Consider the following 24,940-nt stretch of genomic DNA (forward strand, 5'->3'; position numbering starts at 1 on the left):
AGTCGACCTCTATGGTGATTGACACTCCGCATTCGCGAGCAAGCCCGCTCCCACAGGGGACCTGCGCCGGGTCATTCAGCCGCGATAGATCAGCTGCGAAGCTTTCTCATTACGCAATGTCAGATGTTCGATGCCGAGCCCTGGGGCTTCGGCCTCTTCCCGCGCCTTGAGAATCACCCCGTGATGCGGCGACTTGGCGCACACCGGATCGGCATTGGCCGCTTCCCCCGTGAGCATGAACGCCTGACAGCGGCAGCCCCCCAGGTCCTTGTGCTTTTCGTCGCAGGAGCGGCACGGCTCCTTCATCCAGGCATCGCCGCGAAAACGGTTGAAGCCGAACGAATCGTTCCAGATATGCTCGATGCTGTGCTCGCGCACATTGGGAAACTGCACCGGCAACTGCCGGGCGCTGTGGCAGGGCAATGCAGTGCCGTCGGGGGTGATGTCGAGAAACAGGTTGGCCCAGCCGTTCATGCAGGTCTTGGGGCGTTCCTCGTAATAGTCCGGGGTGACGAAAATCAGTTTGCACGGATGGCCCTGGGCCTCGAGGCGCTGGCGATAGTCATTGGTGATGCGCTCGGCGCGCTGTAATTGCTCGCGTGTCGGCAGCAGGCCGACTCGGTTGAGTTCGGCCCAGCCGTAGAACTGGCAGGTGGCCAATTCGACGAAATCCGCTTCCAGTTCCAGGCACAGGTCGATGATCCGGTCGATGTTGTCGATGTTGTGCCGGTGAGTGACGAAGTTCAGCACCATTGGATAGCCCTGGGCTTTCACTGCGCGGGCCATGGCCAGCTTCTGCGCAAAGGCCTTGCGCGAGCCGGCGAGCATATTGTTCACCGCTTCGTCGGCGGCCTGGAAACTGATCTGGATATGGTCGAGCCCTGCAACCTTGAAGTCGCGCACCTTCTGCTCGGTCAGGCCAATGCCCGAAGTGATCAGGTTGGTGTAGTAACCCATGTCCCGCGCGGCCTTGATCAACTGCGCCAGATCCTGACGCACCAACGGCTCGCCACCGGAAAAACCCAGTTGCGCGGCGCCCATCTCCCGCGCTTCGCGGAACACGCGAATCCACTCCGCGGTGCTCAGCTCCTCGCCGTGCCGGGCGAAGTCCAGCGGATTGGAGCAGTACGGGCATTGCAGCGGGCAACGATAGGTCAGCTCCGCCAGCAGCCACAGCGGTGGCCCCGGCAGCGTTTCACTCGATCCAGAACTGCGCATGGGCCACCTCCAGGAACGCCAGCACATCCTCGTCGATCCCCGGCACGCCGGGATGCTTCGCCGACAATTGGGCGATGATCGCGGCGACGCTGCGCCGGCCGTCCAGCAATTCGAGAATCTGCCCGGCGCTGGGGTTGAGCTTGATCATGCCTTCGGGGTACAGCAGCACATGGCAGTCCTGGCGCGGTTCCCATTGCAGGCGAAAGCCGCGGCGCAACGAGGGTGACTGTTCGCGGTTGATCAGGTTCACAGGGCGATCCCCCGATGCCAGACGTTGTCACGAGTGACGCTGTGATAAGGCGGGCGCTCCAGCTCATAGGCCATGCTCATGGCGTCGAGCATGCTCCAGAGAATGTCCAGTTTGAATTGCAGGATTTCCAGCATGCGCGACTGTCCTTCCAGGGTCCGATAATGCTCGAGCGTGATCGCCAGGCCGTGCTCGACATCGCGTCGGGCCTGGCCCAGTCGGGTGCGGAAATATTCGTAGCCGGCCGGATCGATCCAGGGGTAATGCTGCGGCCAGCTGTCCAGGCGCGACTGGTGGATCTGCGGTGCGAACAGTTCGGTCAGGGAGCTGCTGGCGGCTTCCTGCCAACTGGCGCGGCGGGCGAAGTTGACGTAGGCATCCACCGCGAAACGCACGCCGGGCAGCACCAGTTCCTGCGAAAGGATCCGCTCGCGATCCAGCCCCACCGCTTCGCCCAGGCGCAGCCAGGCTTCGATCCCGCCTTCACTGCCAGGCGCGCCGTCATGGTCCAGCAGGCGCTGAATCCATTCGCGGCGGATTTCTCGGTCGGGGCAGTTGGCGAGGATTGCGGCGTCTTTGAGGGGGATGTTGACCTGATAGTAGAAGCGGTTGGCGACCCAGCCCTGGACCTGCTCGCGGGTGGCGCGGCCCTGGTACATCGCCACGTGGAATGGGTGATGGATGTGGTAGTAGGCGCCCTTGGCGCGCAGGGCGGCTTCGAATTCGGTGGGGGTCAGTGGAGTGTTGGTCATTGTTATTCTCCGGGAATCTTTTGGTGTCTGGTCAGGCCTCTTCGCGGGCAAGCCTCGCTCCTACAGGTGCGTGGCGCTCCGCTACAGCACAATATCCATGCCGTCATACGCCACCTCGATCCCCCGCCGCACCAGCAGCGCCCTCTCAGCCGAGTCCTCATCAAGGATCGGGTTGGTGTTGTTGATGTGAATCAGCACCTTGCGCTGCCGCGGGAACGCCTCCAGCACTTCCAGCATGCCGCCCGGCCCGCTCTGCGCCAGGTGGCCCATTTCACTGCCAAGGCTGTGGCCGACTTCGCACACGCGCATCTCGTCATCGCGCCACAGGGTGCCATCGAGCAGCAGGCAATCGGCGCGCTGCATCCAGTCCAGCACTTCGTCGTCGACCTGCCCCAGCCCCGGCGCGTAGAACAGCGAGGCGCCGCTGCGCTGGTCCTCGATGAACAGGCCGATGTTGTCCCCTGGCTGCGGATTGCCACGATTGGGTGAATACGGCGGTGCGTTGCTGATCAACGGAATGGCACAAAACCTGAGGTGGTAGCAGGCCGGAATACGGAACGGTTCGCGATTGAGACGCACAGGTTGCCACTGCAATCCGCCGTTCCAGTGACTGAGCATGGTGAACAGCGCAAAGCCGGTGCTGAGGTCCTGGTGAACCCGTTCGGTGCACCAGACGTTATGCGGGCAGCCTTCGCGCAGGCTCAGCAGGCCGGTGCAATGGTCGATCTGGCTGTCCATCAGCACCACGCCGGCGATGGCGCTGTCACGCAGGCGGCGCGCCGGTTGCAATGGCGGGAAGCTCTCGAGTTGCGCGCGGATGTCCGGCGAAGCGTTGCACAGCACCCAGTCCACTCCGTCGTCGCTCAGAGCAATCGACGACTGCGTGCGCCGCTGCGCGCGCAGGCTGCCGTTGCGTACTCCGGCACATTGCCGACAATTGCAGTTCCACTGCGGAAAACCGCCACCAGCGGCGGAACCCAGAACCCGGATGTGCATGAGCAATGCTCCAGAAGGCAGACCCGGCCAACGCGGCGGCTGGCCGGGTGAACAATCAACGGTTGGCGAAATACATCGTCACTTCGAAGCCAATGCGCAGATCGGTAAACGCGGGTTTAGTCCACATGGGTCATTCCTCTTCTTGTGCCGGGTGATTCCGGTAGTGCCATTAATGCACGGGGTGTCGGGCAGCCGAATGCTACTTTCGAAGGAGGCTTGGGGGTGCGTTGGTAGGGGGTGAGAAACACAAAAGACCTGTGGGAGCGGGCTTGCCCGCGATGAGGCCGGAACATTCAACATTGATGTCGACTGTCAGACCGTCATCGCGGGCAAGCCCGCTCCCACAGGGTATGCGGCGTATTTAATGAATCAGAAGAACCCCAACGGATTAATGTCATAGCTCACCAGCAGGTTCTTCGTCTGCTGGTAGTGATCGAGCATCATCTTGTGGTTCTCCCGGCCGACGCCGGACTTCTTGTAGCCTCCGAACGCGGCATGTGCCGGGTACAGGTGGTAGCAGTTGGTCCACACCCGCCCGGCCTTGATCGCCCGGCCCATGCGGTAGGCGCGGTTGATGTCGCGGGTCCAGAGGCCCGCACCGAGACCGAATTCGGTGTCGTTGGCGATCGCGAGGGCTTCGGCTTCGTCCTTGAAGGTGGTGACGCCCACCACAGGGCCGAAAATCTCTTCCTGGAACACGCGCATCTTGTTGGTGCCCTTGAGCAGCGTTGGCTGGATGTAGTAGCCGCTGGACAGATCGCCCTCCAGACGCTCGGCCGCGCCGCCAGTAAGCAGCTGGGCGCCCTCCTCCTGGGCGATGTTCAGGTACGAGAGGATCTTGTCGTATTGCTGCTCGGAGGCCTGGGCGCCGACCATGGTCTCGGTGTCCAGCGGGTTGCCGCGCTTGATCTTGACGACCTTCTTCATGACCTCGGCCATGAAAGGTTCGTAGATCGATTCTTGCACCAGGGCCCGGGACGGACAGGTGCAGACTTCGCCCTGGTTGAAGAACGCCAGCACCAGGCCTTCGGCGGCTTTCTCGATGAATGCGGGCTCGGCCTGCATGATGTCTTCGAAGAAGATGTTCGGCGACTTGCCGCCCAGCTCGACGGTGCTCGGGATGATGTTCTCGGCGGCGCAATGCAGGATGTGCGCGCCGACCGGGGTGGAACCGGTGAAGGCGATCTTGGCGATGCGCTTGCTGGTGGCCAGCGCCTCGCCGGCTTCGCGACCGAACCCCTGGACGATATTGAGCACGCCGGCCGGCAGCAGGTCGGCGATCAGTTCGGCGAAGACCATGATCGAAAGCGGCGTCTGTTCTGCCGGTTTGAGCACGATGCAGTTGCCGGCGGCCAGGGCCGGGGCGAGCTTCCAGGCGGCCATCAATAGCGGGAAGTTCCACGGGATGATCTGCCCGACCACGCCCAGTGGTTCGTGGAAGTGGTAGGCGGTGGTCAGTTCGTTGATCTCGGCAGCGCCGCCTTCCTGGGCGCGGATGCAGCCGGCGAAATAGCGAAAATGGTCGGCCGCCAGCGGCACGTCGGCGTTGAGGGTTTCGCGCACGGCCTTGCCGTTGTCCCAGGTTTCGGTGACGGCGAGGATTTCCAGGTTCTGTTCGATGCGGTCGGCGATTTTCAGCAGGACCAGCGAACGGTCCTGGGCCGAGGTCTTGCCCCAGGCATCGGCGGCGGCATGGGCGGCGTCGAGGGCCTTGTCGATGTCGGCGGCGCTGGAGCGCGGGAATTCGGCAATCACCTCACCGTTGACCGGCGAGCTGTTGGTGAAGTACTCGCCATTGACCGGCGCGACGAATTCGCCACCGATGAAATTGCCGTAGCGCGGTTTGAAGGAAACGACGGCACCGGGTGTTCCGGGTTGGGCGTAGATCATGATGAGGCCTCTGTCTGGGTCGATGCCTGCCGTGGCGACAGGCGATGACCCGATACTAGAGAGCCCCGCGCGCCAGACGAATGCATCGTTGGCAGGAGGGGCTCTCGTTATTTGGTATTAGATTCACGCAGCCCCTGTGGTGATCGTTCCCACGCTCCGCGTGGGAATGCAGCCCGGGACGCTCTACGTCCCAAAGGCCGAACGCGGAGCGTCCGTTGAGGCATTCCCACGCGGAGCGTGGGAACGATCACTTGGGTGTGGTCAGTGCTTGGCCACCAACTCCTTCGGCAATTTGAAGGTCCAGAGCATGCCGCCCTGGTTGAAGTCCTTCACGCGTTTGGCCACTTCGCCGCCCCACAGCGGCACCGCGCCACCCCAGCCGGACAGCACCGAGACGTACTGTTCGCCGTCCATTTCCCAGGTCACGGGCGAGCCCAGTACGCCGGAGCCAGTCTGGAACTCCCAGACCTTTTCGCCGGTCTTGGCATTGAATGCCTGCAGGAAACCTTCTGGCGTACCGGTGAACACCAGGTTGCCCTTGGTGGTCAGCACCCCGCCCCACAGCGGCGCGAAGTTCTTGTGGCGCCAGACTTCCTTGCCGGTTTTCGGATCAATGGCACGCAATACGCCGATGTAATCTTCGTTCAACGGCTTGATGGTGAACCCGGCACCGAGGAACGCCGCGCCTTTTTTGTAGGCGATGCCCTCGTTCCAAATGTCCATGCCCCACTCGTTGGACGGCACGTAGAACAGCCCGGTGTCCCTGTTGTAGGCCATCGGCATCCAGTTTTTCGCACCGAGAAATGCCGGCGCGACGAATACCGAAGTGCCGTGAGCTTCGGCCCCTGGCGCGCCGGGGCGGCTGGCGTCGTTGTAGATCGGCCGGCCGTCCTTATCCAGGCCGGTGGCCCAGGTGATCTTGTCCACGAACGGGAAGCCGCGGATGAATTTGCCGTTGGTGCGGTCCAGCACGTAGAAGAAACCATTGCGGTCGGCGGTGGCCGCCGCCTTTATTTCCTTGCCGCCTTCGCTGTAGTTGAACGACACCAACTCGTTCACTCCGTCGAAGTCCCAGCCGTCATGAGGCGTGCTCTGGAAATGCCATTTGATGGTGCCGTCGTCCGGGTTGAGCGCCAGGCGCGACGAGGAATAGAGGTTGTCCCCTGGACGCAGGTGCGAATTCCACGGCGCCGGGTTGCCGGTGCCGAACAGCAGCAGGTTGGTTTCCGGATCGTAGTAACCGCCCAGCCACGGCGCCGCGCCGCCGGTCTTCCACAGATCGCCCGGCCAGGTTTTGCCCGCTTCGCCGCCGGAGACACCGTTCTCGACCGCCTTGCCGTCCTTGTAGACATAACCCATGTGGCCTTCGACGGTCGGGCGGGTCCACAACAGATCGCCGTTTTTCGGATCGTAGGCCTCGATCTTGCCCACCACGCCGAACTCGCCACCGGCGACGCCGGTGATCAGCTTGCCGTTGATCACCAGCGGCGCGGCGCTGATCGAGTAGCCTTCCTTGTGGTCGGCGACTTTCTTGCTCCAGACCACCTTGCCGGTGTCCTTGTTCAGCGCAACCAGCTTAGCGTCGAGGGTGCCGAAGATCACCAGGTCGCCATACAGCGCCACGCCACGGTTGATCACGTCGCAGCAAGGGCGAATGTCATCCGGCAGGCGCGCATCGTATTGCCAGAGCTTCTTGCCGGTGCGCGCATCCACCGCGAACACCCGCGAGTAGGAACCGGTCATGTACATCACGCCATCCTTGACCATCGGTTGCGCCTGCTGGCCGCGCTGCTTTTCGCCGCCGAACGAGAACGCCCACGCCGGGCGCAGTTCCTTGACGTTGTCGACGTTGAGAATGTCCAGCGGGCTGTAGCGCTGACCCTGAACGCCCAGACCGTTGGTCACGATCTGCTCGGGGTTCTTCGGGTCCTGGAGAATGTCCTGGTCGGAAACCCCGGCCATTGCCTGGCCGGACAACAGCATGGCACTGAGCAACAGGCTCAGGACGAAGGGCTGGCGACGTGCGGGTTGAGTCATGACGGCTTCCTCTGCGGTTTTTGTTTTATTTCCGGGAAATTTTCCCGGGTTGATGCAGATTCTTGAGCGCAGGCGTCGGGACAACAATTGGCCGCAGTGTGGAGATTTCTAGTTCCTTGGTATTGGGTTGGGGGATGGATTTCCACATCCCCTGTGGGAGCGGGCTTGTTCGCGAAGGCGGTGTTTCAGACGACAAATATGCCGGATGCGCCGACGCCTTCGCGGGCAAGCCCGCTCCCACAGGGGGGGTGATCATGGGGTCGCGCTGCTGTCGACCCGCATCATCCGCGCCCGCTCATACCGCGGATACAGATGGCTGACACTGCGAATCAACTCATACCGGCTCAGGCTGATTCCGGCGAATCGTTCGGGGATGGGGCTGCGGATCATCTCGGCCATGTCGCTGCCATTGGCGGCGCCGTCGCGCATCAGCTGGTCGAGCCACCCCAGGTAATCGCGCATCTGCACGAAGGGCAGCGGATCGCTGGCGACAGGCCCGTGACCGGGCACGATCATCGTCCAGGGCAAGCCTTGCAGGGTGGCAATGTCCGCCAACCACACCGACAGGCCGGGACTGTTGGGCGTGGTCAGCGCCCGTTGATAAAACACCAGGTCCCCGGCGAACAGCACGCCGGTTTGCTGGTCGAGAATAGCCAGATCAGCACCCGTATGCCCACCCAGACCTAGCAGGCGCAGATCATGATTCCCAAAACTTTTCACGCCCGGGGTCAGCGTGCGGGTCGGCAACACCACCTCGGTGCCGCGCATCCAGTCGCCGACCAGCCGATACATGTTCTCGGCCATCGCATCACCCTGCTTTTGCAGCAGCTCGGTGGTACCGGCCAGCGCGCCGATCGGCACATCGCCGAAGGCCTGATTGCCCAGCACATGGTCAGGGTGATGATGGGTCAGCAGGACCTCGATCACCGGCTTGTCGGTTACCCCGGCGATGGCCAGGCGCATGGCCTCGCCGTAACGCTTCGAAGGGCCGGTATCGATCACCACCACGCCACGCTCGGTAACGATGAACGCGGTGTTGACGATGTTGCCGCCGTTGTCCCTGGCGAAATTATCGGTGCTGCCTTCCAGCAGCCAGGTGTCCTGGGCGATCTGCCGGGGCTTGAGCGAGTATTGGAGATCGGCCGTGGCGTGCAGGCTCAGGCCGATGAACAACAGCAGCATCCAGCGCATGAGTGCTCCTTTGGCTCAGGGAATTAACGCATCGAACAGGTTGCCGCCACTATCGCGCAACAGCAGACGTGTCTGCCCTGCCCCCTCCAGATCAAAGCCCAGGCTGGGGTTTTCGCTGACAGCGGGAAACAGTTCGAGGCGGGCAAGCAGTTGATTCTGGCTGTCCCGCAGTTCGGCATGATTGATGTAAAACTCCGGAATGCCGCTGACCATGCCGTTGTCCATCGGATGCGCCACCTGCACCCGCAGGCGACTGAAGTCCCGGCGCGGGTAACGCCCGCCCAGCACTTGACCGATGCGCTCCTCCCAACCCGGCTCGGTGCGAACCACGCTTGGTGCAGTGCAGCCACCTCCCGCTGCGTCGATCAGGGTCGAACCGACATGCCACAGTCCATCGCGCGTCAGTACGGCCGCGCGCAGGGGCGTAGCCTGCTCGACTCGAATGCGGATCGACAGCCAGGGCAACAGTCCATTTACCGGCTGGAAATCGACGATTTTCGGCAAGGGGTTGAGCTCGGCCCAGGCAAGGATGGTCACTACATCGCCCTTGAATGCCCGGGCATCGATTTCCAGCGGGACCTGCCGTGCGTCTTCAGCGAACGGTGGCGCCAACAGCTTGACCCGATCATCGAACACGAACGGCGCATCTGCGAGGATCTGCTTGTGATAGAAGCTCCACATCACCGACGGCACCGGGTCCTTGCCTGGATCGACGGCGGCCTGCGCCGTCAGATTCAGGCAGCACGCCAGCAGACAAATCCTTTGCCATTTCATCAGCCACTCCTATTGATACATCTCGGGCACGTCATACCGCAGGCCGTAATGGCCATAGATGGTCTTCACCGAACCTTCGCGAATCAGTCCTTCCAGCGCCTCTTCCACCGCATACGCCAGTTGCCGGTTGCTTTCGTGCACCGCCATGCCGATTTCCCAGAGCTGCTTGCCCATGTTCGGATAGGCGTTCTCCGCCAGCGCCAATTGCGGGTCGGCGGCTTCGTGCACCTGCCAGTCAATTTCACCGCGCATGGCCATGACCGCGTCGACCTCCCCGGCCTTCATCGCGGCAAAGGCCTGGGACACGCCCGGATAGTGATGGGTCTTGCCGGCGAGCATGCCGTTGAACACCGAAGTGAGGTAGAACGACGGCACGCTGTCGACCTCGACGCCGATCGGGTGCTGCTCAAACACCGCGACACTGGCAACCTTGTCCAGTCGACGACGGTCGTAGGCGACCTGCCATTGTTCGTTCTGGTAGGGGCCGAACATCACCACATGGCCGTTTTCCAGTTCGCCGAATTCGTTGCGCTTTTGCGCGTAATCGCGGTCGTAAGGCACGCGCATCATCAGGTCGGCCAGTTGCTGGTTGTGCAACGCACTGGCGCGCCAGATGTAGTCGCGCAGGTCGTCGTCGAGCTTTTCACCGGGCGGCGCCCAGATCAGCGTCAGGCGCACACCCATTGCCTTGGCCAGGGCCTGGGCCAGTTCGACGTCAACACCCTTGGGCTGACCGCCCTGTTCGAAGCTGTAGGGCGCGAAATCCTTGTACACCGCCACCTTCAGCTCTCCGGCGGCGATCATTTCATCGTAGTTGCGCACCTGCGCCTGCACCGACTGGCAGCACAGCCACACAGCGCCGACCAACATCGCAAGCAGGCGCATGGGATCATTCCTCGACGTGCACGGTGTCCAGATAAGTGCGTACCGCCCACAGGGCTTCCTGGCTCAGGTAGTCGGCCATTTTCGGCATGTACACCCGACCGTCGCGCACCGCACCATTGCGTACCCGCTCGACGAACCATTCATCACCGGCATCGCCAGCGTCGAGCATGCGCAGGTCGGGAGCTATACCGCCGGACTTGGCTTCCAGGCCATGGCAGGCCGCGCAGTTCTGGTTGTAGGCCGACGCGCCGATCTCCACCGCCTTGTCGTGTTCCGGCGTGGTGCGATAGGGATTCACTTCGGCCCAGCCATCGGCATTGAGTTTCACGCCGGCATCCTTGATCGGGGTCAGGCCCTGGGTGGCGACGGCCTGCGGCACCACATTGCCGTGGGCCCACACGGAACCGGCACTGAGAAGACCGGCCAACAGGCCGGTGACGAGCAAGGCGTTGCGTTTCGTTGTCATTGTTATGCCCTCAGGTTGCACGCAAAACCTCTTTGCAGAGGCTATGGCAGCCATCTTAGGAAGCCTGTCGGGCGGGCCCCATGCTGCTTTGGTGGCCAGCATCTAGTCCCTTGGTAGTAAGGCGTTTGAGGGACGCCCAAATCAGGTGTTCGATGGGAAGTTTTCCCGGCGACGGCGGGACTTTTTCCGTATCCGTCTACCGCCCCGCACCGCCACCCTGTGCAGGCCAAAACCTCCACTGGGAACTGCAACCATGACAATAAGATCGCTACCCGCCCTTTCCCCCCTGACCGCGGCCGTCCAGGCCTTTGTGCTGGTCGGCAGCCTGGCGCTGAGCGCCGCGGGGTACGCAGCAAACGCTCCGGCCCCGCGCAACGTGAGTTGGGAAGACATCGCCAACGATCACCTGACCACCAAAGACGTGCTGCAATACGGCATGGGCACCAACGCCCAGCGCTGGAGTCCGCTGAATCAGGTCAACGACAAGAACGTGTTCAAGTTGACCCCTGCCTGGTCCTACTCCTTCGGGGACGAAAAGCAGCGCGGCCAGGAATCCCAGGCCATCGTCAGTGACGGTGTGGTGTACGTCACCGGGTCGTATTCGCGAGTGTTCGCTCTGGACGCCAAGACCGGCAAACGTCTGTGGACTTACAACCATCGCCTGCCGGACAACATTCGTCCGTGCTGCGACGTGGTCAACCGCGGCGCCGCGATCTTCGGCGACAAAATCTACTTCGGCACTCTCGATGCGCGGCTGATCGCCCTGGACAAGAACACGGGCAAGGTGGTGTGGAACAAGAAATTCGGCGACCACGCAGCCGGCTACACCATGACCGGCGCGCCGGTGTTGATCAAGGACAAGACCAGCGGCAAGGTGCTGCTGATCCACGGCAGCTCCGGCGACGAGTTCGGTGTAGTCGGGCAGCTCTTCGCCCGCGATCCCGACACGGGCGAAGAAGTCTGGATGCGGCCTTTCGTCGAGGGTCACATGGGCCGTCTCAATGGCAAGGACAGCACCCCGACCGGCGACGTCAAGGCGCCGTCCTGGCCGAACGACCCGACTACGGAAACCGGCAAAGTCGAGGCCTGGAGCCACGGTGGCGGTGCGCCCTGGCAGAGCGCGAGTTTCGATGCCGAAACCAACACCATCATCGTCGGCGCCGGCAATCCAGGCCCATGGAACACCTGGGCGCGCACCTCCAAGGATGGCAACCCACACGACTTTGACAGCCTTTACACTTCCGGCCAGGTCGGCGTCGACCCAAGCACCGGCGAAGTGAAATGGTTCTATCAGCACACGCCGAACGACGCCTGGGACTTCTCCGGTAACAACGAGCTGGTGCTGTTCGATTTCAAGGACAAGGATGGCAAGACGGTCAAGGCCACCGGTCACGCCGACCGTAACGGTTTCTTCTACGTGGTGGACCGCAACAACGGCAAACTGCAGAACGCTTTTCCCTTCGTCGACAACATCACCTGGGCCAGCCACATTGACCTCAAGACAGGCCGACCGGTGGAGAACGCAGGCCAGCGTCCGGCCAAGCCGTTGCCGGGGGAAACCAAGGGCAAACCGGTGGAAGTGTCGCCACCCTTCCTCGGTGGCAAGAACTGGAACCCCATGGCCTACAGCCAGGACACCGGGTTGTTTTACATTCCGGGCAATCAGTGGAAAGAGGAATACTGGACCGAAGAGGTCAACTACAAAAAAGGCTCGGCCTACCTGGGAATGGGCTTTCGCATCAAGCGCATGTACGAAGATCACGTCGGCACGCTGCGGGCGATGAACCCCACCACCGGCAAGCTGGTGTGGGAACACAAGGAACATCTGCCGCTGTGGGCCGGGGTATTGGCGACCAAAGGCAACCTGGTGTTCACCGGCACAGGCGACGGTTTCTTCAAGGCCTTCGATGCAAAAACCGGCAAGGAACTGTGGAAATTCCAGACCGGCAGCGGCATCGTCTCGCCACCGATCACCTGGGAACAGGACGGCGAGCAGTACATCGGCGTGACAGTCGGCTACGGCGGCGCAGTGCCGTTATGGGGCGGCGACATGGCCGAGCTGACCAAGCCGGTGGCACAGGGCGGGTCGTTCTGGGTGTTCAAGATTCCGAGTTGGGATAACAAGACGGCGCAAAGATAACCCCTAACCCGCCGTCCCTGTAGAAGCGAGCATGCTCGCGATGGTCGTCAACGATAACGTGGACTGCCTGACAACCCGCGGTGTCTGCGCCTCCATCGCGAGCATGCTCGCTCCTACAGGAGATGGGCTCGTCCGGAGACATTGCCATGAAATACCTGTCCCTTATGCTTCTGTTGAGCATTGCCACGGTGCATGCCGATGACGATGAAGGCCCCCTGATCATCAACGGCTGCACCATCGCCGAACACAGCCAATGCCCCGGCGCCAACCTCAAGGGCGCCAACCTCAGCAATCAGGACATGCGAAACATGAACCTCAGCGGCGCCGATCTGCGCGACGCCGATCTGCGTCATGCCCGACTCGACCTGGCCAACCTGGAAAAAGCCCACCTGCAAGGGGCGAACCTTACCCGCGCCAGCCTGCAGCAAAGCAATGTCCGACTGGCCGACTTTACCTCGGCCAATCTGATGGCGATCCAGGGTTGGGGACTATTTGCCCAGGGCGCGCAGTTCCAGAACGCCAACCTCAGCGCCGCGTATCTGCAATTCGCCCGGCTCTCGGGAGCGAAACTGCACAACACCAACCTGCACGCCGCCGATCTGGAAATGACCTGGCTGAGCAAGGCCGACCTCAAGGACGCCAACCTGAGCGACGCCAACCTGCAGGAAGCCAAGCTGGGCGAAAGCAATCTGGAACACGCCAACCTCAACGGCACTCGCCAGCATTATGCGAATTTTCAGGACGCGAACATGGAAGGCTGCAATGGATGTCCGCAGGACTGGACACAATGAAGCCCCTGTAGGAGCGAGCATGCTCGCGATGAACGCAAGAACACCGCGGGGTGTCAGGCACCCAGCGTTATCGTTGACGTCCATCGCGAGCATGCTCGCTCCTACAGGGCTCTGGTTTTCAGTCACCCTGCCTTGCGCACCACGCCCATATCAATCCCCAGATGCACCAGCTCGGCATGTGAGCTGACCTGCAGTTTGTTTTTGAGCAGCGTCAGATGGTTGGAGACGGTCTTGCTGCTGATGCTCAGTTGCTCGGCGATTTGCCGCGCGGGGGTGCCTTTGGCCAACATGACGAAAATTTCCAGCTCGCGCTGGGTCATGCTGTGCAGTCGCGGGTCACTCGTGCCCCGCTGTGCGCGGCACGCCAGCTGCGTGGCCAGTGGTTGCTCGATGTAGGCATGTCCGGCGAGGACCCGCCGCACTGCTTCGATCAGTACCTCGGGCGCCGAGTTCTTGGTCAGATAACCCATCGCCCCGGCATCCAGTGCCTGTCGCACCAGCGGCAGCTCATCGTGCATGCTGAAAAACAGCACCCGTAGTTGCGGCAAACGCTGGCGCAGACGCCGGGTGGTTTCCAGGCCACTGATGCCGGGCAGTCCGAAATCCATGATCACCAGATGCGGCACGCTTTCCTGCACGCGGGTCAGCGCCTCCTCACCCGTTGCCGCCTCCCGTACCTCCATCGCAGGCAACATTGCCCGCAACAGACTCGCATACCCCTGACGGACCACTGCATGATCATCGACCAGCAGAATATTCATGACACCTCCAAAGGCATGCTCAAGGTCAGCGCCCAACCGGCGCCGGGATGACTGATCACACGCAATTCGCCTCCCAGGCTGCGGGCGCGTTCGCGCATTGAATAAAGACCCACGCCGGGGCGCTGCCGGGGCGTACCTCCGCGACCGTTATCGCGCACCAGCAGACGCAACTGTGCACCGTGGTGTTGCAGACGAACCCGCACCCGGCTGGCATCGGCGTGCCGGGCGATATTGGTCAGGGCCTCCTGTAGCAGGCGATACAGATGGGTCTTGTGCGACGCCGACAGCGTTGGCAGCCGCTCACTCAAGCGCAACTGGCACTCGATGCCCTGGCGTGCCTGCCATTGTTCCACCAGCAAGGCGAACGCCTCGTCCAGCGGCAAATGCTGCAGCACCACCGGATATAGGTTCTGCACCAGCGCCCGGAAGCCTTGTTGCAGGTGCTCGCAGTTGTGCTCCAGATCGCGCACCGTGCGCTCCACTGCTTCCGGGCGCTCAGCGACCAGGCGTAACAGACACGCCTGCGCGCGAATCCCGGCCAGATATTGACCAAGGTCATCGTGCAGCGTCTGGGCCAGTTCGGTGCGCTCGCGCTCCTGAACGGCCAGCAAGGCCTGAGTCAGACGGGCGTTGTCGGCACCGGCCTGCTCCAGCGCGGCGGTCATTCGATTGAAATGCAGCCCCAGTTGCCGCGCTTCCGGTGCTCCTTGTGTGGGCAGACGCACCTTGAGCTGGCCGGCGCTGACCTGCTGCAAAGCCCGCAGCAGTTCATCGAGCAGGCCCATTCCTCGTCGCACCGCCCAGCGAATGGTCAGCAGGCTGACGATCAGTGCCAGCGCGCACAGGCTCAGCAACTGTTGCAGGGAATCTCGGACTTCGTCGATTTCATCCCGAGGATCCACGGCGATCTGCACCCGTCGACCGTCCGCCAGGTCCACTACTCTGACGCGGTGTATGACGTCGGCGAACAGCAGATCTGCGAGCCACCCCTCGAACCCATCCTGCATCGGCGAGGGCATCACTGCCCCAGGTTCCATCCAGAGCACACGCACATGGCGCAGGCTGCGGGTGAGGCGCGGTTGCAGGCTGACAGGATCACGAGCGGCGGTTTCGCTCAGGTACTCGACCACCGCTTCGGCCGATTGCATCTCACGTTCCACGTCCGCCAGCGCCTGGTGCAGCAACACGCACATGCAGGCAAGAGTGACCACGGCGAAAAAGCCGCCCACCCACAGGTTGATCCGCCACAGGGCCGACATCGCTAGTGCCCCGGTGTCGAGGGCATGACCGGGGTCGGAACCGCGCGCGGCCCGTGCAGCCGGTCGACGCCAATCAGGGTCAGGATCAGCAGCAATGGCAGCAGCAATGTCTTGACGATGCGCATGGCCAGTTCCCTCCAGAGTCACGGCTGCGGGTTTGGGTGAGGGTTCCCATGCTAAGACCGAACCGCCCGCGCGCGGCTACTACCTTGGTACTGCCCGGTCGGTACTTTCTGCATATTTCCACCCCGTCACGAGCTTCCTATGCTGGCGCTACCTGTAATGGAGAGCCCTATGCGCCAGCTTGCCCCTTACGCCCTGATCTATCTGCTGGCAATCGTCTGCGCCGCCGGGCTGGCGACTCGAAGTCAGGCGGCGGATGCGCCCTTGCAGGTGCGGATCGGTTATCTGGGTTATCGCCCTGACCCCGGCCCGTTGCTGTCCAACGTCATTCCAGAACCCGTTGACACCGGCCTGCGCGGTGTAGAACTGGCGATCACCGACAGCAACAGCACCGGGCGTTTTCTCAATCACGGTTACAGCCTGGAAAGCGCCAGCGTCGACAGTCCCGAAGCCTTGCTCGCAGCGGCGCAAGCCCAGCATGCGCAAGGCCTGCGCCTGTTCGTGGTGAACGCCCCCGCCAGCAGCCTGCGCCAACTCAGTGCGGCACTGCCCGACAGCCTGCTGTTCAATGCCGGCAGCCCCGATGACAGCCTGCGGACCACCGATTGCCTGCCCAACGTGCTGCACAGCCTGCCGAGCCGGGCGATGCTGGCCGATGCGCTGGCGCAGTTCCTGGTGGTGCGCAAATGGCAACGGGCGCTGCTGATCGTCGGCCCCACCGTCGACGACCAGGCCTACGCCGCCGCTCTGCGCCGCGCGGCCAAGCGCTTCGGCCTGCAACTGGTGGCGGAGAAACCCTGGACCTTCGATAACGATCAGCGACGCAGCGCCCAGGCCGACATGCCGCTGTTCACCCAGACCGCCGAATACGATGTGGTGCTGGTAGCCGACGAGCGTGGCGACTTTGGCGAGTACGTGCCTTACCAAACCTGGTACCCGCGCCCGGTCGCAGGCACTCAGGGCCTGACTCCGACCGGCTGGCACAAGACCGTGGAAACCTACGGCGCCGCGCAGTTGCAGAAACGCTTCGAAGCCCTCGCCGGACGCTGGATGACCGACCGCGACTTCGCCGCCTGGATCGCCGTGCGCAGCATCGCCAGCGCCGTGAGCAAACTGCGCCAGACCGACCCCATGGCGATCCGTGCGCTTGAACTAGGCGATCAACTGCCACTGGACGGTTTCAAGGGCCGCAAGCTCAGCTACCGCCCATGGAACGGCCAACTGCGCCAGCCGATCCCGATCGTGCAGCCCCGGGCGCTGGTCAGCACCTCGCCTCAGGACGGCTTTCTGCACCCTTTCAACGAAATGGACAGCCTGGGTTACGACAAGCCCGAGGTCAGCTGCCGCTTTCCCTGAACACAACAACTACAACAAGGAAACTGCCATGCACCCCACGCGTTTTCACTTCAACCTGATCTCATTCGCCCTGCTGCTCGTCGCCGGACACGCCAGTGCCAGCACCGCCTGGGTATCCAACGAAAAGGACAACAGTCTGAGCCTGATCGACATGCAGACCCTGCAGGTCACCGACACCCTGCCCGTCGGCCAGCGCCCACGTGGCCTGCTGCTGTCCCATGACAACAAGCTGCTGTACATCTGCGCCAGCGACTCGGACCGGGTCCAGGTCATGGACGTGGCCACCCGCAAGATCATCAAGGAACTGCCCTCGGGCAAGGACCCCGAGCAATTCGCCCTGCACCCCAACAACCGCTGGCTGTACGTCTCCAACGAAGACGATGCGCTGGTCACCGTGATCGACACCGAAACCTCCAAGGTCCTCGGCCAGATCAACGTCGGCGTCGAGCCCGAAGGCATGGCCGTCAGCCCCGACGGCAAATGGGCGGTCAACACCAGCGAAACCACCAACATGCTGCACTGGATCGACACCAGCACCCAGACCCTGGCCGACAGTACGCTGGTGGATCAGCGCCCGCGTTTCGTCGAGTTCAGCAACGATGGCAAGCAACTGTGGGCCTCGGCGGAAATCGGCGGCACGGTGACAATTCTCGACGTCGCCAACCGCAACGTGCTCAAGACGCTGAACTTCCAGATCAAGGGCGTGCACCCGGACAAGGTGCAGCCGGTGGGCATCAAGCTCAGCGCCGACGGCAAATACGCCTTCGTGGCCCTGGGGCCGGCCAACCACGTGGCGGTGATCGACGCCAAGACTTTCGAGATCCTCGATTACCTGCTGGTGGGCCGGCGCGTATGGCAACTGGCGTTTACCCCGGACCAGAAGCAACTGCTCGCCACCAACGGCGTCAGCGGCGATGTGTCGGTGATCGATGTCGACAGCCTCAAGGTCAGCAAATCGGTGAAGGTCGGGCGCTATCCATGGGGCGTGGTGGTGACGCCATGAACACCCTGGAAGTCAGCGACCTGAGTTTCGCCTACGGGTTGCGGGAGGCTTTGCGGCAGGTGAGTTTCAGCCTGGCACCGGGCCGTTTCGCCGCATTGCTGGGGCCCAATGGTGCCGGCAAATCAACGCTGATCGCCCTGCTGACCCGGCTCTACGATCTGCAGCAAGGCGATATCCGGGTGGGCGGCTGCTCGTTGCTCGACACACCGCGCCCGGCGCTCAAGCAATTGGGCGTGGTGTTCCAGCAAAGCACCCTGGACCTGGACTTGAGCGTGGAACAGAACCTGCGTTATCACGCGGCGCTGCATGGCATGTCCTGCCGCGAGACCACCCTGCGCGTCGATGCGGAACTCGCCCGGCAAGGCCTGGATGAGCGTCGCGGCGAACGAGTGCGCCAGCTCAACGGAGGCCATCGTCGCCGGGTGGAAATCGCCCGCGCACTGCTGCATCAACCGCGCCTGTTGCTGCTCGACGAGGCCAGCGCCGGCCTCGACCCGGCCAGCCGTCTGGCGCTCAACCGGCACATTCGCAACCTGTGCAGTGAGCAGCGGATCAGCGTGCTCTGGACCACCCATCTACTGGATGAAGTGCAGCCCAGAGACGACCTGCTGATAATGCATCAGGGCCGACTGGTCGCCAGCGGACAGGCCAACGCGCTGAGCCAGGAACACGGCGGCGACCTGGATTCGGCCTTCACTCGCCTGACTACCACGGGAGCTACCCGATGAACGCTTACTGGCAATGTTTCAGCGGCATCGTGCTGCGCGAGTGGCTGCGCTTTGTGCTGCAACGCACACGCTTCCTCAGCGCCCTGGTCCGGCCGTTGCTGTGGCTGCTGGTGTTCGCCGCCGGTTTCCGCGCGGCCCTGGGCATCGCCATCATCGAGCCCTACGACACCTACATTCCCTACGAGGTCTACATCATCCCGGGACTGGCCTGCATGATCCTGTTGTTCAACGGCATGCAGGGCTCGCTGTCGATGGTCTACGACCGCGAGATGGGCAGCATGCGCGTCCTGCTCACCAGCCCACTGCCGCGGACCTTTCTGTTGTGCAGCAAACTGCTGGCCACCTCGCTGATTTCGCTGCTGCAGGTCTACGCGTTCCTCGCAATCTCCTGGCTCTACGGCGTACAACCCCCGGCCATCGGCCTGCTGCTCGCTCTGCCCGCCCTGCTGCTGGTGGCCTTGATGCTTAGTGCCCTGGGGCTGCTGCTGTCCAACGCCATTCGCCAACTGGAGAACTTCGCCGGCGTGATGAATTTCGTGATCTTCCCGCTGTTCTTCCTGTCATCAGCGCTCTACCCGCTCTGGAAAATGCGTGAAGCGAGCGAATGGTTGTACTGGCTCTGCGCGGTAAACCCGTTCAGCCATGCGGTAGAACTGGTGAGGTTTGCCTTGTATGAGCGCTTCAACCCACTGGCGTTGGCGGTGTGTGCGGGATTGACGCTGGTCTTTGCCCTGCTGGCGGTCCTGACCTTCAACCCACAGCATGCGGCGCTGCGCAAATCCAGCTGAACCCACAGATTATGCGGCGAACACCAAATCACTGTAGGAGCGAGCATGCTCGCGATGGTCGTCAACGATAACGTTGGCTGCCTGACACCCCGCGGTGTCTTTGCCTCCATCGCGAGCCTGCTCGCTCCTACACAGGGCGTTGGGAAATTACGACTTTAGTACTGGTTTCCCCTGCCTATCGTCGCATTCCCAACGCCCCCCGCCTGGCATGTAATGGACTTATAACGATAAGGATAAAGCCCATGCCGCGTGCCCGACGTCGCCTGTTGCGTCCCACCCTCGCCGCGCTATCCCTCAGCCTGTGGCTGGTTGGCGCCTGCGCACAATCGCTACTGTTCTCCCCCGACGGCTATCGCATCGATCTGTACCGCAGCCCCACACCCGACCAGGTGCAAGGCGCAACCATCGTAGACACCGCCGCCGTGCAAGCATTGCTCGACCAAACCCCGCGCCCGCTGCTGATCGATGTCTACCGCCGCCAATGGCTGCAAGGCCGTTTCATCGAAGACCACCCCCACGAAAACCTGCCCGGCAGCCACTGGCTGGCCAACACCGGCGACGGTGAGCTGACACCGCAATGGCAGGCCTACTTCGCCGACAACCTGAACAAACTGACCAGCGGCAACCTCAGGCAACCGCTGGTTTTCTACTGCCGCTCCGACTGCTGGTTGAGCTGGAACGCCGTCAAACGTGCGGCCAGCCTCGGCTATAAGTCGCTGTATTGGTATCGCGACGGCCTGGATGCCTGGCAGGCGGCCAATCTGCCGGTCACACCCGCCAGCCCCGCGCCCTTCCCCTGAGCTTTACGCCTGCGTGTAGTTGCCACACCATAATCAAAACAAAGAGGTGAAATGGCCATGTACAAAATTCTGATTGCCGACGATCACCCGCTGTTTCGCGAAGCCATACACAACGTCATCAGCGATGGTTTCGACGGCAGCGAGGTCATGGAAACCGCCGATCTGGACAGTGCCCTGGCCCTGACTCAGGAACACGATGACCTGGACCTGATCCTCCTCGACCTGAACATGCCCGGCATGCACGGGCTCAATGGCCTGATCAACCTGCGCAACGAAGCGCCGACCATTCCGGTGGTGATCGTCTCCGCCGAGCAGGACAAGCAGATCGTCCTGCAAGCCATCACCTATGGCGCGGTGGGCTTCATCACCAAATCCTCGCCCCGCACGCAGATGACCAACGCGATCCAGCAGATCCTCAACGGCAACGTCTACCTGCCACCGGACATCATCCGCACCGGCAACAGCAGTTCGCACCGACGCATGAACGACACGCCGAGCATTCCGCCGGAACTGTTGCAAACCCTGACCCGCAAACAGTTGCAGGTGCTGGAACGGATGACCAAGGGTGAATCGAACAAACAGATCGCCTACACCCTGGAAATCGCCGAGACCACGGTCAAAGCCCACGTCTCCGCTATCCTGCGCAAGCTCAATGTGCATAACCGCGTGCAGGCGATACTAAGTGCCGGCGACATCGATTTCGGGTCGTATCTGAGAAGGTGAACACCCAAACCCTGTAGGAGCGAGCAGGCTCGCGATGGTCGTCAACGATGACGTTGGCTGCCTGACACCCCGCGGTGTCCGTGCCTACATCGCGAGCATGCTCGCTCCTACAGGGGTCCCAGCAAATGGCTCATGGCGGTCTTAAGCTTCATCGGCCGCACCGGTTTGTGCATCAGCGTATGGCCCAGTTCGCGGATCTGCTGTTTGAGGTCGTTGCTGTAATTGGCCGTGATCATCATCACCGGGATCGCGCTGGCCCGGCGGGCGTTGATCCGGGCCACGGCGTCGACGCCGTTGCGGTCGTTGTCCAGGTGATAGTCGGCGATCAGCAAGTGCGCCTCGGCATGGTAGTTGTCCACCTGCCGCGCCAGGTCCTCTTCCGACAGCGCCGTCACCACCCGGCAACCCCAGCCCTCCAGCAACGTGCGCATGCCGGCGCAAATGGTGGCGTCGTTGTCCAGCACCCAGACCTTCGCGCCGCGCAGCCGCTCCAGCATCGGCTCGCTCATCGGCGGGCTCGGCAACGGTTTGGGAGCGTTGGCGCTCAATGGCACCTCCACGGAAAACATCGAACCCTTGCCCGGCCATGAGCGCACCTGAATGCGGTGCCCGAGAATGCCGGCGATCTTCTCGACGATCGCCAGCCCCAAGCCCAGACCGCGATCCTGATCCGGGCGCTGCACGTCACCACGCTTGAACTCCTGGAAAATTTCTTCCAGGCGATCCTCGGCAATGCCCATGCCGCTGTCCCAGACCTCGATCGACAGGCGCTGGCGATGACGCCGGCAACCCAGCACCACACGGCCGCTGTAGGTGTAGCGAATGGCGTTGCTCAGCAGATTGCGCAGGATCCGCGCGAGCAATTGAATGTCACTGCGCACCAGCGCCGAACAACCAATGAAATGCAGTTGCAGGCCTTCGCTGCGCGCCACCTGGGTGTATTCGGCGGCGAGGTTTTCCAGCAGCTCGCTCAAAGCGAACGGCGCGATATCGGCCTTGATCACACCGGCATCAAGCTTGGAAATATCCACCAGCGTGCCCAGCAGGGTCTCCACGTCTTCCAGGGAATTACTGACATTGCGCACCAGAATCTCGTTGGACATCGGCTCGCGCCGCTCCAGCAAGGCGCTGGTAAACAGTCGCGCGGCGTTCAGCGGTTGCAACAGATCGTGACTGACGGCGGCAAGGAACTTGGTCTTCGACAGGTTGGCCTGCTCCGCTTCCAGCTTGGCCTCCAGCAGGCGCGACTCGACCCGGCGACGCTCATCGATTTCCCGCAGCAACTGGTGGTTGAGGTCGGTCAATTCTGCCGTGCGTTCGCGAACCCGCAATTCAAGATTCTGATAAGCCTGATGCAAGGCCTCGGCAGTGCGCCGTCGTTCGGTGATGTCGCGGATCAACACGAAGATCCCCACCACCTCGCCACTGGCCAGGCGGTTGGGCACGTAGGAGCGCAACATGTAGCGCTCCTGATTGTTGACGTTGGTCTCGGCGAATTCGAACGTCACGCTCTCCCCGGCCAGCGCCCGGGCCACATAGGACTCCAGGCGCTGGTAATGCTGTTCGCTGTGTACTTCGCGCAGGCTCTGGCCGAGCATCACCCCGCGCGGCCAGCAATACCATTCTTCATAGACCTTGTTGGTGAACTCGTAGACCAGATCGGCATTGAGGTAGGCGATCAGCGCCGGCACGTGGTCGGTGATCAGGCGGATCCAGCGTTCGCTTTCGCTCAGGGCCTCGGCGTGCTGGTAGCGCTCGGTGATGTCGGTGAAGGTATTGACGAAACCGCCGGTGGGCAGCGGATGCGTACGGATTTCCAGGACCCGGCCATCGTGCAGGCGCTGCTCGCACTCCTGCACCGGCCGCCCGTTGAAGCCACGACTGGCCGGGGTCAGCAGGGTCAATTCGCTGTCGGCGATCACCTCGGCAAACGGCCGATGCGCGGCCACCGGGGCCAGACCGCTGAGTTCGAGAAACCGGCGGTTCCACAATTCAAGAATGCCCTCGGCATTGACCATCGCCACACCCTGGGACAGGTTGTCGACCGCCCGCTGCAACAGGTGCGACTTTTGCGCCAGTGCCTGTTCGCGGCGCACGGTTTCGCTGAGTTTGACGTCGGTGATGTCGGTGAACAGAATCACCCGTCCGCCTTCCTGGGTCGGCCGTTCGCTGACCTGCAGCCAGCGTCCGTCCTGCAATCGGTACAGCAGGTTTTCCTCGGCATGCCCGCGAGGCTCCTCGGTAAACATTCCATTGTTGAGCATCAGCCGCTTGACCTCGGCAAGACGCATGCCGGCGTGGATTCGCGCCCGGCTGTTACTCCAGAACGCCTTGAACCGGCTGTTGAACAGGACGATGCGCTGTTCGGCGTCGAACAGCACGAAGGCATCGGAAATGCTCTCGATGGCATCGATCAGGTGTTGATGGGCGGTTTCGGCGCGCAGCCGGGCTTCGCTGAGCAAATGGTTGCCGGCCTTGAGTTCGGCCATGGCCTGGTTCAGCGCGTCGGTACGTTCGCGCACCTGCTCGGCCAGCACCACCGAATGCTGGAAGGCTGCGTAGGGATCATTGCCGCGAGTGATGCCCGACTCGATCCGCTCGATCAGCGCCGCGTTGATCCGTTGCAGCTTCCGGTTGTCGTGCTGCAGGGCGTCGATCTGCGCCCGCAGCTCAGTGTTTTCCGAGAGACCGGCCCCTTGCAATGGCAACGCCGGTGAAGGTCTGGTTGATGTGCATGCCATTGAACTGTTCTCCGTAGGAGTTGAACCCCATCACCCGCTGCTCGCGCAAAAACGCGCCGATCTGTTCCAGGCTGCCGTGGTCTTCCAGTTCCAGGCGCCGCAAGAAGCAGTCGCAGCCGATGGTCAGCAACAAATCGCCAAGCTGCTCCTGCAAACCGTCGAACAGGCTTTGCAGGTTCGGCAGCAGCGGCCCCGGGGTCATGGCGGTAAGAACGATGCCGTTCTCCACCGCGCAGTAAAAACTCAGGCTCAGGTCCGGGTGAACCTGCTGGATGGCGCGCACGTAGTACTGCTCGTTGACTCGCACGGCCAAGGGGTGCGCGGCGAAGATCCGGTGGTCGAGTTCGGCCACCGGCACGCCAATGTGCCGGGCATACTCGGCGGCGGCCGGCTCGGCATTGAGTTCGAAGACCCGCCGCGAAGCGCTATCGGCACCGGTGACCACCAGCTTCTCGGCCTGGGGCAGCATGTGGTGGGTGGTGAACACTTCGAAGTCCAGCCAGGTGTTGACCAGTACCACCACCGCCGCGCCGCTGTGGAATTCGCCGTCGAAATACACATGGGTATGGGTCAGGTAGTTGTCGTCACCGGCCGAGCCACCAAAATGCGGAATGGCGCCCAGTGCCGCGCTCAGGGCAGCGAGCACCATTTCTTCGCGGCTGGACAGGCCATCGAGCAGGGTCAGGGCGAAGCTGTTGCCCTTGATCGGCGCCAGCGTGTTGCTGCGACAGCCGCCGACCAGGCGCTCGACCATCTGCTGGGCGTCGATCAGGCTGAAGTGCTCCATTTCATCGATCAGTTCCAGGGCGATGGAAAAGTGCCGATGGTCGAAGCCGATCGCCGTGACGCAATTGCGCCCGTAGCCCAGCGGCGTGATTTCCCCGGCGCTGGTGCAACCGGCCAGGCGAATGCCACCGAAGCTCTGCTGCAAAGCCTGGCCCAGCGCCGGCAGGTCGTATTCGGCGGAACAGAAGAACAGCACGAAGCCGAGATTGGGATGCAGCAACTGCCGCGCCAGCTCCTGCGCCGCCTGCTGCGGATCGGTGGCCAGAGACATGGCGCTGACGACACCTTCGCTATGGACCTGCTGCATCATCGCCCCCCCCGCAGGTGCGTGTGTATGAGGCACGAGTGTACGAAGGCCGCGGGTCGGGACGAATGCTACTTGGGTAGTGGGTGGGCGGTTCGATGGGATTAGTACCGGACCAGACTTCCAGGCTGCCGAAGATCCAATGTGGGAGCGGGCTTGCTCGCGAAGGCGGCGTGTCAGA

24 protein-coding genes are annotated in these 24,940 nt (G+C 62.5%); 8 read left to right on the plus strand and 16 right to left on the minus strand.

The genetic code is table 11. The annotated features are described in order from the left end of the window. Positions 1-75: 75 nt before the first annotated feature. From pqqE to pedF, 11 genes are all read right to left on the minus strand, one after another. Complete coding sequence (gene pqqE, locus ACW9JE_RS16220) at positions 76-1,218, minus strand: pyrroloquinoline quinone biosynthesis protein PqqE (RefSeq protein WP_457433304.1); 1,143 nt, start codon at positions 1,216-1,218, stop codon at positions 76-78. After that, positions 1,196-1,468 (minus strand): pyrroloquinoline quinone biosynthesis peptide chaperone PqqD, encoded by a 273-nt coding sequence (gene pqqD, locus ACW9JE_RS16225; RefSeq protein ID WP_224535352.1) that lies wholly within the window; start codon positions 1,466-1,468, stop codon positions 1,196-1,198. The genes pqqE and pqqD overlap by 23 nt, the downstream gene beginning before the upstream one ends. Beyond that, positions 1,465-2,217, minus strand: coding sequence for a pyrroloquinoline-quinone synthase PqqC (gene pqqC, locus ACW9JE_RS16230; protein ID WP_224535350.1), 753 nt, complete (start codon positions 2,215-2,217; stop codon positions 1,465-1,467). Before pqqC ends, pqqD begins: the two co-directional genes overlap by 4 nt. Before the next feature lie 81 nt (positions 2,218-2,298). Further along, positions 2,299-3,213, minus strand: a complete 915-nt coding sequence (gene pqqB / locus ACW9JE_RS16235) for a pyrroloquinoline quinone biosynthesis protein PqqB (RefSeq protein WP_224535347.1) — start codon at positions 3,211-3,213, stop codon at positions 2,299-2,301. A 55-nt stretch (positions 3,214-3,268) separates the two neighbouring features. Continuing rightward, positions 3,269-3,340 carry a pyrroloquinoline quinone precursor peptide PqqA gene (gene pqqA / locus ACW9JE_RS16240; RefSeq protein ID WP_003253598.1) on the minus strand — a complete coding sequence of 24 codons (72 nt, stop codon included), beginning with the start codon at positions 3,338-3,340 and terminating at the stop codon, positions 3,269-3,271. 242 nt (positions 3,341-3,582) lie between these two features. Continuing rightward, complete coding sequence (exaC, locus tag ACW9JE_RS16245; RefSeq protein ID WP_457433305.1) at positions 3,583-5,103, minus strand: acetaldehyde dehydrogenase ExaC; 1,521 nt, start codon at positions 5,101-5,103, stop codon at positions 3,583-3,585. A 261-nt stretch (positions 5,104-5,364) separates the two neighbouring features. Next, a complete protein-coding gene (locus tag ACW9JE_RS16250) occupies positions 5,365-7,140 on the minus strand; it encodes a PQQ-dependent methanol/ethanol family dehydrogenase (protein ID WP_457433306.1) in 1,776 nt (591 codons plus the stop codon). 252 nt (positions 7,141-7,392) lie between these two features. Beyond that, complete coding sequence (locus ACW9JE_RS16255) at positions 7,393-8,331, minus strand: quinoprotein relay system zinc metallohydrolase 1 (RefSeq protein ID WP_457433307.1); 939 nt, start codon at positions 8,329-8,331, stop codon at positions 7,393-7,395. A gap of 15 nt (positions 8,332-8,346) precedes the next feature. Beyond that, positions 8,347-9,105 (minus strand): quinoprotein dehydrogenase-associated SoxYZ-like carrier, encoded by a 759-nt coding sequence (locus ACW9JE_RS16260; protein WP_224535339.1) that lies wholly within the window; start codon positions 9,103-9,105, stop codon positions 8,347-8,349. A gap of 9 nt (positions 9,106-9,114) precedes the next feature. Further along, positions 9,115-9,990 (minus strand): substrate-binding periplasmic protein, encoded by an 876-nt coding sequence (locus tag ACW9JE_RS16265; RefSeq protein WP_457433308.1) that lies wholly within the window; start codon positions 9,988-9,990, stop codon positions 9,115-9,117. Positions 9,991-9,994: 4 nt separating this feature from the next. After that, a complete protein-coding gene (pedF, locus tag ACW9JE_RS16270; RefSeq protein WP_175377274.1) occupies positions 9,995-10,456 on the minus strand; it encodes a cytochrome c-550 PedF in 462 nt (153 codons plus the stop codon). Between the two features lie 253 nt (positions 10,457-10,709). On the opposite strand from pedF, the gene exaA reads away from it, so the two are divergent. Continuing rightward, on the plus strand, positions 10,710-12,596 hold the full coding sequence (exaA, locus tag ACW9JE_RS16275) for a quinoprotein ethanol dehydrogenase (protein ID WP_224535336.1): 1,887 nt from the start codon (positions 10,710-10,712) through the stop codon (positions 12,594-12,596). A gap of 146 nt (positions 12,597-12,742) precedes the next feature. Next, entirely contained in the window at positions 12,743-13,387 is a 645-nt protein-coding gene (locus tag ACW9JE_RS16280) for a pentapeptide repeat-containing protein (protein ID WP_224535334.1), read from the plus strand. Between the two features lie 122 nt (positions 13,388-13,509). On the opposite strand, the gene ACW9JE_RS16285 is transcribed toward ACW9JE_RS16280, so the two are convergent. Genes ACW9JE_RS16285 through ACW9JE_RS16295 form a run of 3 tightly spaced genes read right to left on the minus strand, consistent with a single transcriptional unit; the run spans position 13,510 to position 15,532 of the window. Next, positions 13,510-14,148 (minus strand): response regulator transcription factor, encoded by a 639-nt coding sequence (locus ACW9JE_RS16285; protein ID WP_224535332.1) that lies wholly within the window; start codon positions 14,146-14,148, stop codon positions 13,510-13,512. Further along, the gene (locus ACW9JE_RS16290) at positions 14,145-15,407 is read right to left on the minus strand and encodes a HAMP domain-containing sensor histidine kinase (protein ID WP_224535330.1); all 1,263 of its coding nucleotides are present in this window, start codon (positions 15,405-15,407) and stop codon (positions 14,145-14,147) included. Before ACW9JE_RS16290 ends, ACW9JE_RS16285 begins: the two co-directional genes overlap by 4 nt. A 2-nt stretch (positions 15,408-15,409) precedes the next feature. Beyond that, complete coding sequence (locus ACW9JE_RS16295; protein WP_457433309.1) at positions 15,410-15,532, minus strand: hypothetical protein; 123 nt, start codon at positions 15,530-15,532, stop codon at positions 15,410-15,412. Positions 15,533-15,701: 169 nt separating this feature from the next. On the opposite strand from ACW9JE_RS16295, the gene ACW9JE_RS16300 reads away from it, so the two are divergent. The 6 genes from ACW9JE_RS16300 to ACW9JE_RS16325 all read left to right on the plus strand — a co-directional run bounded on the left by ACW9JE_RS16300 (position 15,702) and on the right by ACW9JE_RS16325 (position 20,928). Continuing rightward, complete coding sequence (locus tag ACW9JE_RS16300; RefSeq protein WP_457433310.1) at positions 15,702-16,886, plus strand: ABC transporter substrate-binding protein; 1,185 nt, start codon at positions 15,702-15,704, stop codon at positions 16,884-16,886. A 28-nt stretch (positions 16,887-16,914) separates the two neighbouring features. Further along, positions 16,915-17,889, plus strand: coding sequence for a YVTN family beta-propeller repeat protein (locus tag ACW9JE_RS16305; protein ID WP_457433311.1), 975 nt, complete (start codon positions 16,915-16,917; stop codon positions 17,887-17,889). Further along, positions 17,886-18,617 carry an ABC transporter ATP-binding protein gene (locus ACW9JE_RS16310; protein WP_457433312.1) on the plus strand — a complete coding sequence of 244 codons (732 nt, stop codon included), beginning with the start codon at positions 17,886-17,888 and terminating at the stop codon, positions 18,615-18,617. Before ACW9JE_RS16305 ends, ACW9JE_RS16310 begins: the two co-directional genes overlap by 4 nt. After that, positions 18,614-19,405 carry an ABC transporter permease gene (locus tag ACW9JE_RS16315; protein WP_457433313.1) on the plus strand — a complete coding sequence of 264 codons (792 nt, stop codon included), beginning with the start codon at positions 18,614-18,616 and terminating at the stop codon, positions 19,403-19,405. The genes ACW9JE_RS16310 and ACW9JE_RS16315 overlap by 4 nt, the downstream gene beginning before the upstream one ends. A 242-nt stretch (positions 19,406-19,647) precedes the next feature. Further along, entirely contained in the window at positions 19,648-20,205 is a 558-nt protein-coding gene (locus ACW9JE_RS16320; RefSeq protein ID WP_457433314.1) for a PQQ-dependent catabolism-associated CXXCW motif protein, read from the plus strand. Positions 20,206-20,262: 57 nt separating this feature from the next. Beyond that, a complete protein-coding gene (locus ACW9JE_RS16325; RefSeq protein WP_457433315.1) occupies positions 20,263-20,928 on the plus strand; it encodes a response regulator in 666 nt (221 codons plus the stop codon). Positions 20,929-21,035: 107 nt separating this feature from the next. Here the strand turns inward: ACW9JE_RS16325 and nahK are convergent, their stop codons facing one another. Both nahK and nosP read right to left on the minus strand, forming a co-directional pair. Beyond that, positions 21,036-23,669: a hybrid sensor histidine kinase/response regulator NahK/ErcS' gene (nahK, locus tag ACW9JE_RS16330; protein WP_457433316.1), complete on the minus strand. Its 2,634-nt coding sequence runs from the start codon at positions 23,667-23,669 to the stop codon at positions 21,036-21,038. Continuing rightward, a complete protein-coding gene (gene nosP, locus ACW9JE_RS16335) occupies positions 23,599-24,762 on the minus strand; it encodes a nitric oxide-sensing protein NosP (protein WP_457433317.1) in 1,164 nt (387 codons plus the stop codon). The genes nahK and nosP overlap by 71 nt, the downstream gene beginning before the upstream one ends. Between the last annotated feature and the right edge of the window lie 178 nt (positions 24,763-24,940).

This window comes from Pseudomonas sp. SDO55104_S430, from assembly GCF_054070595.1.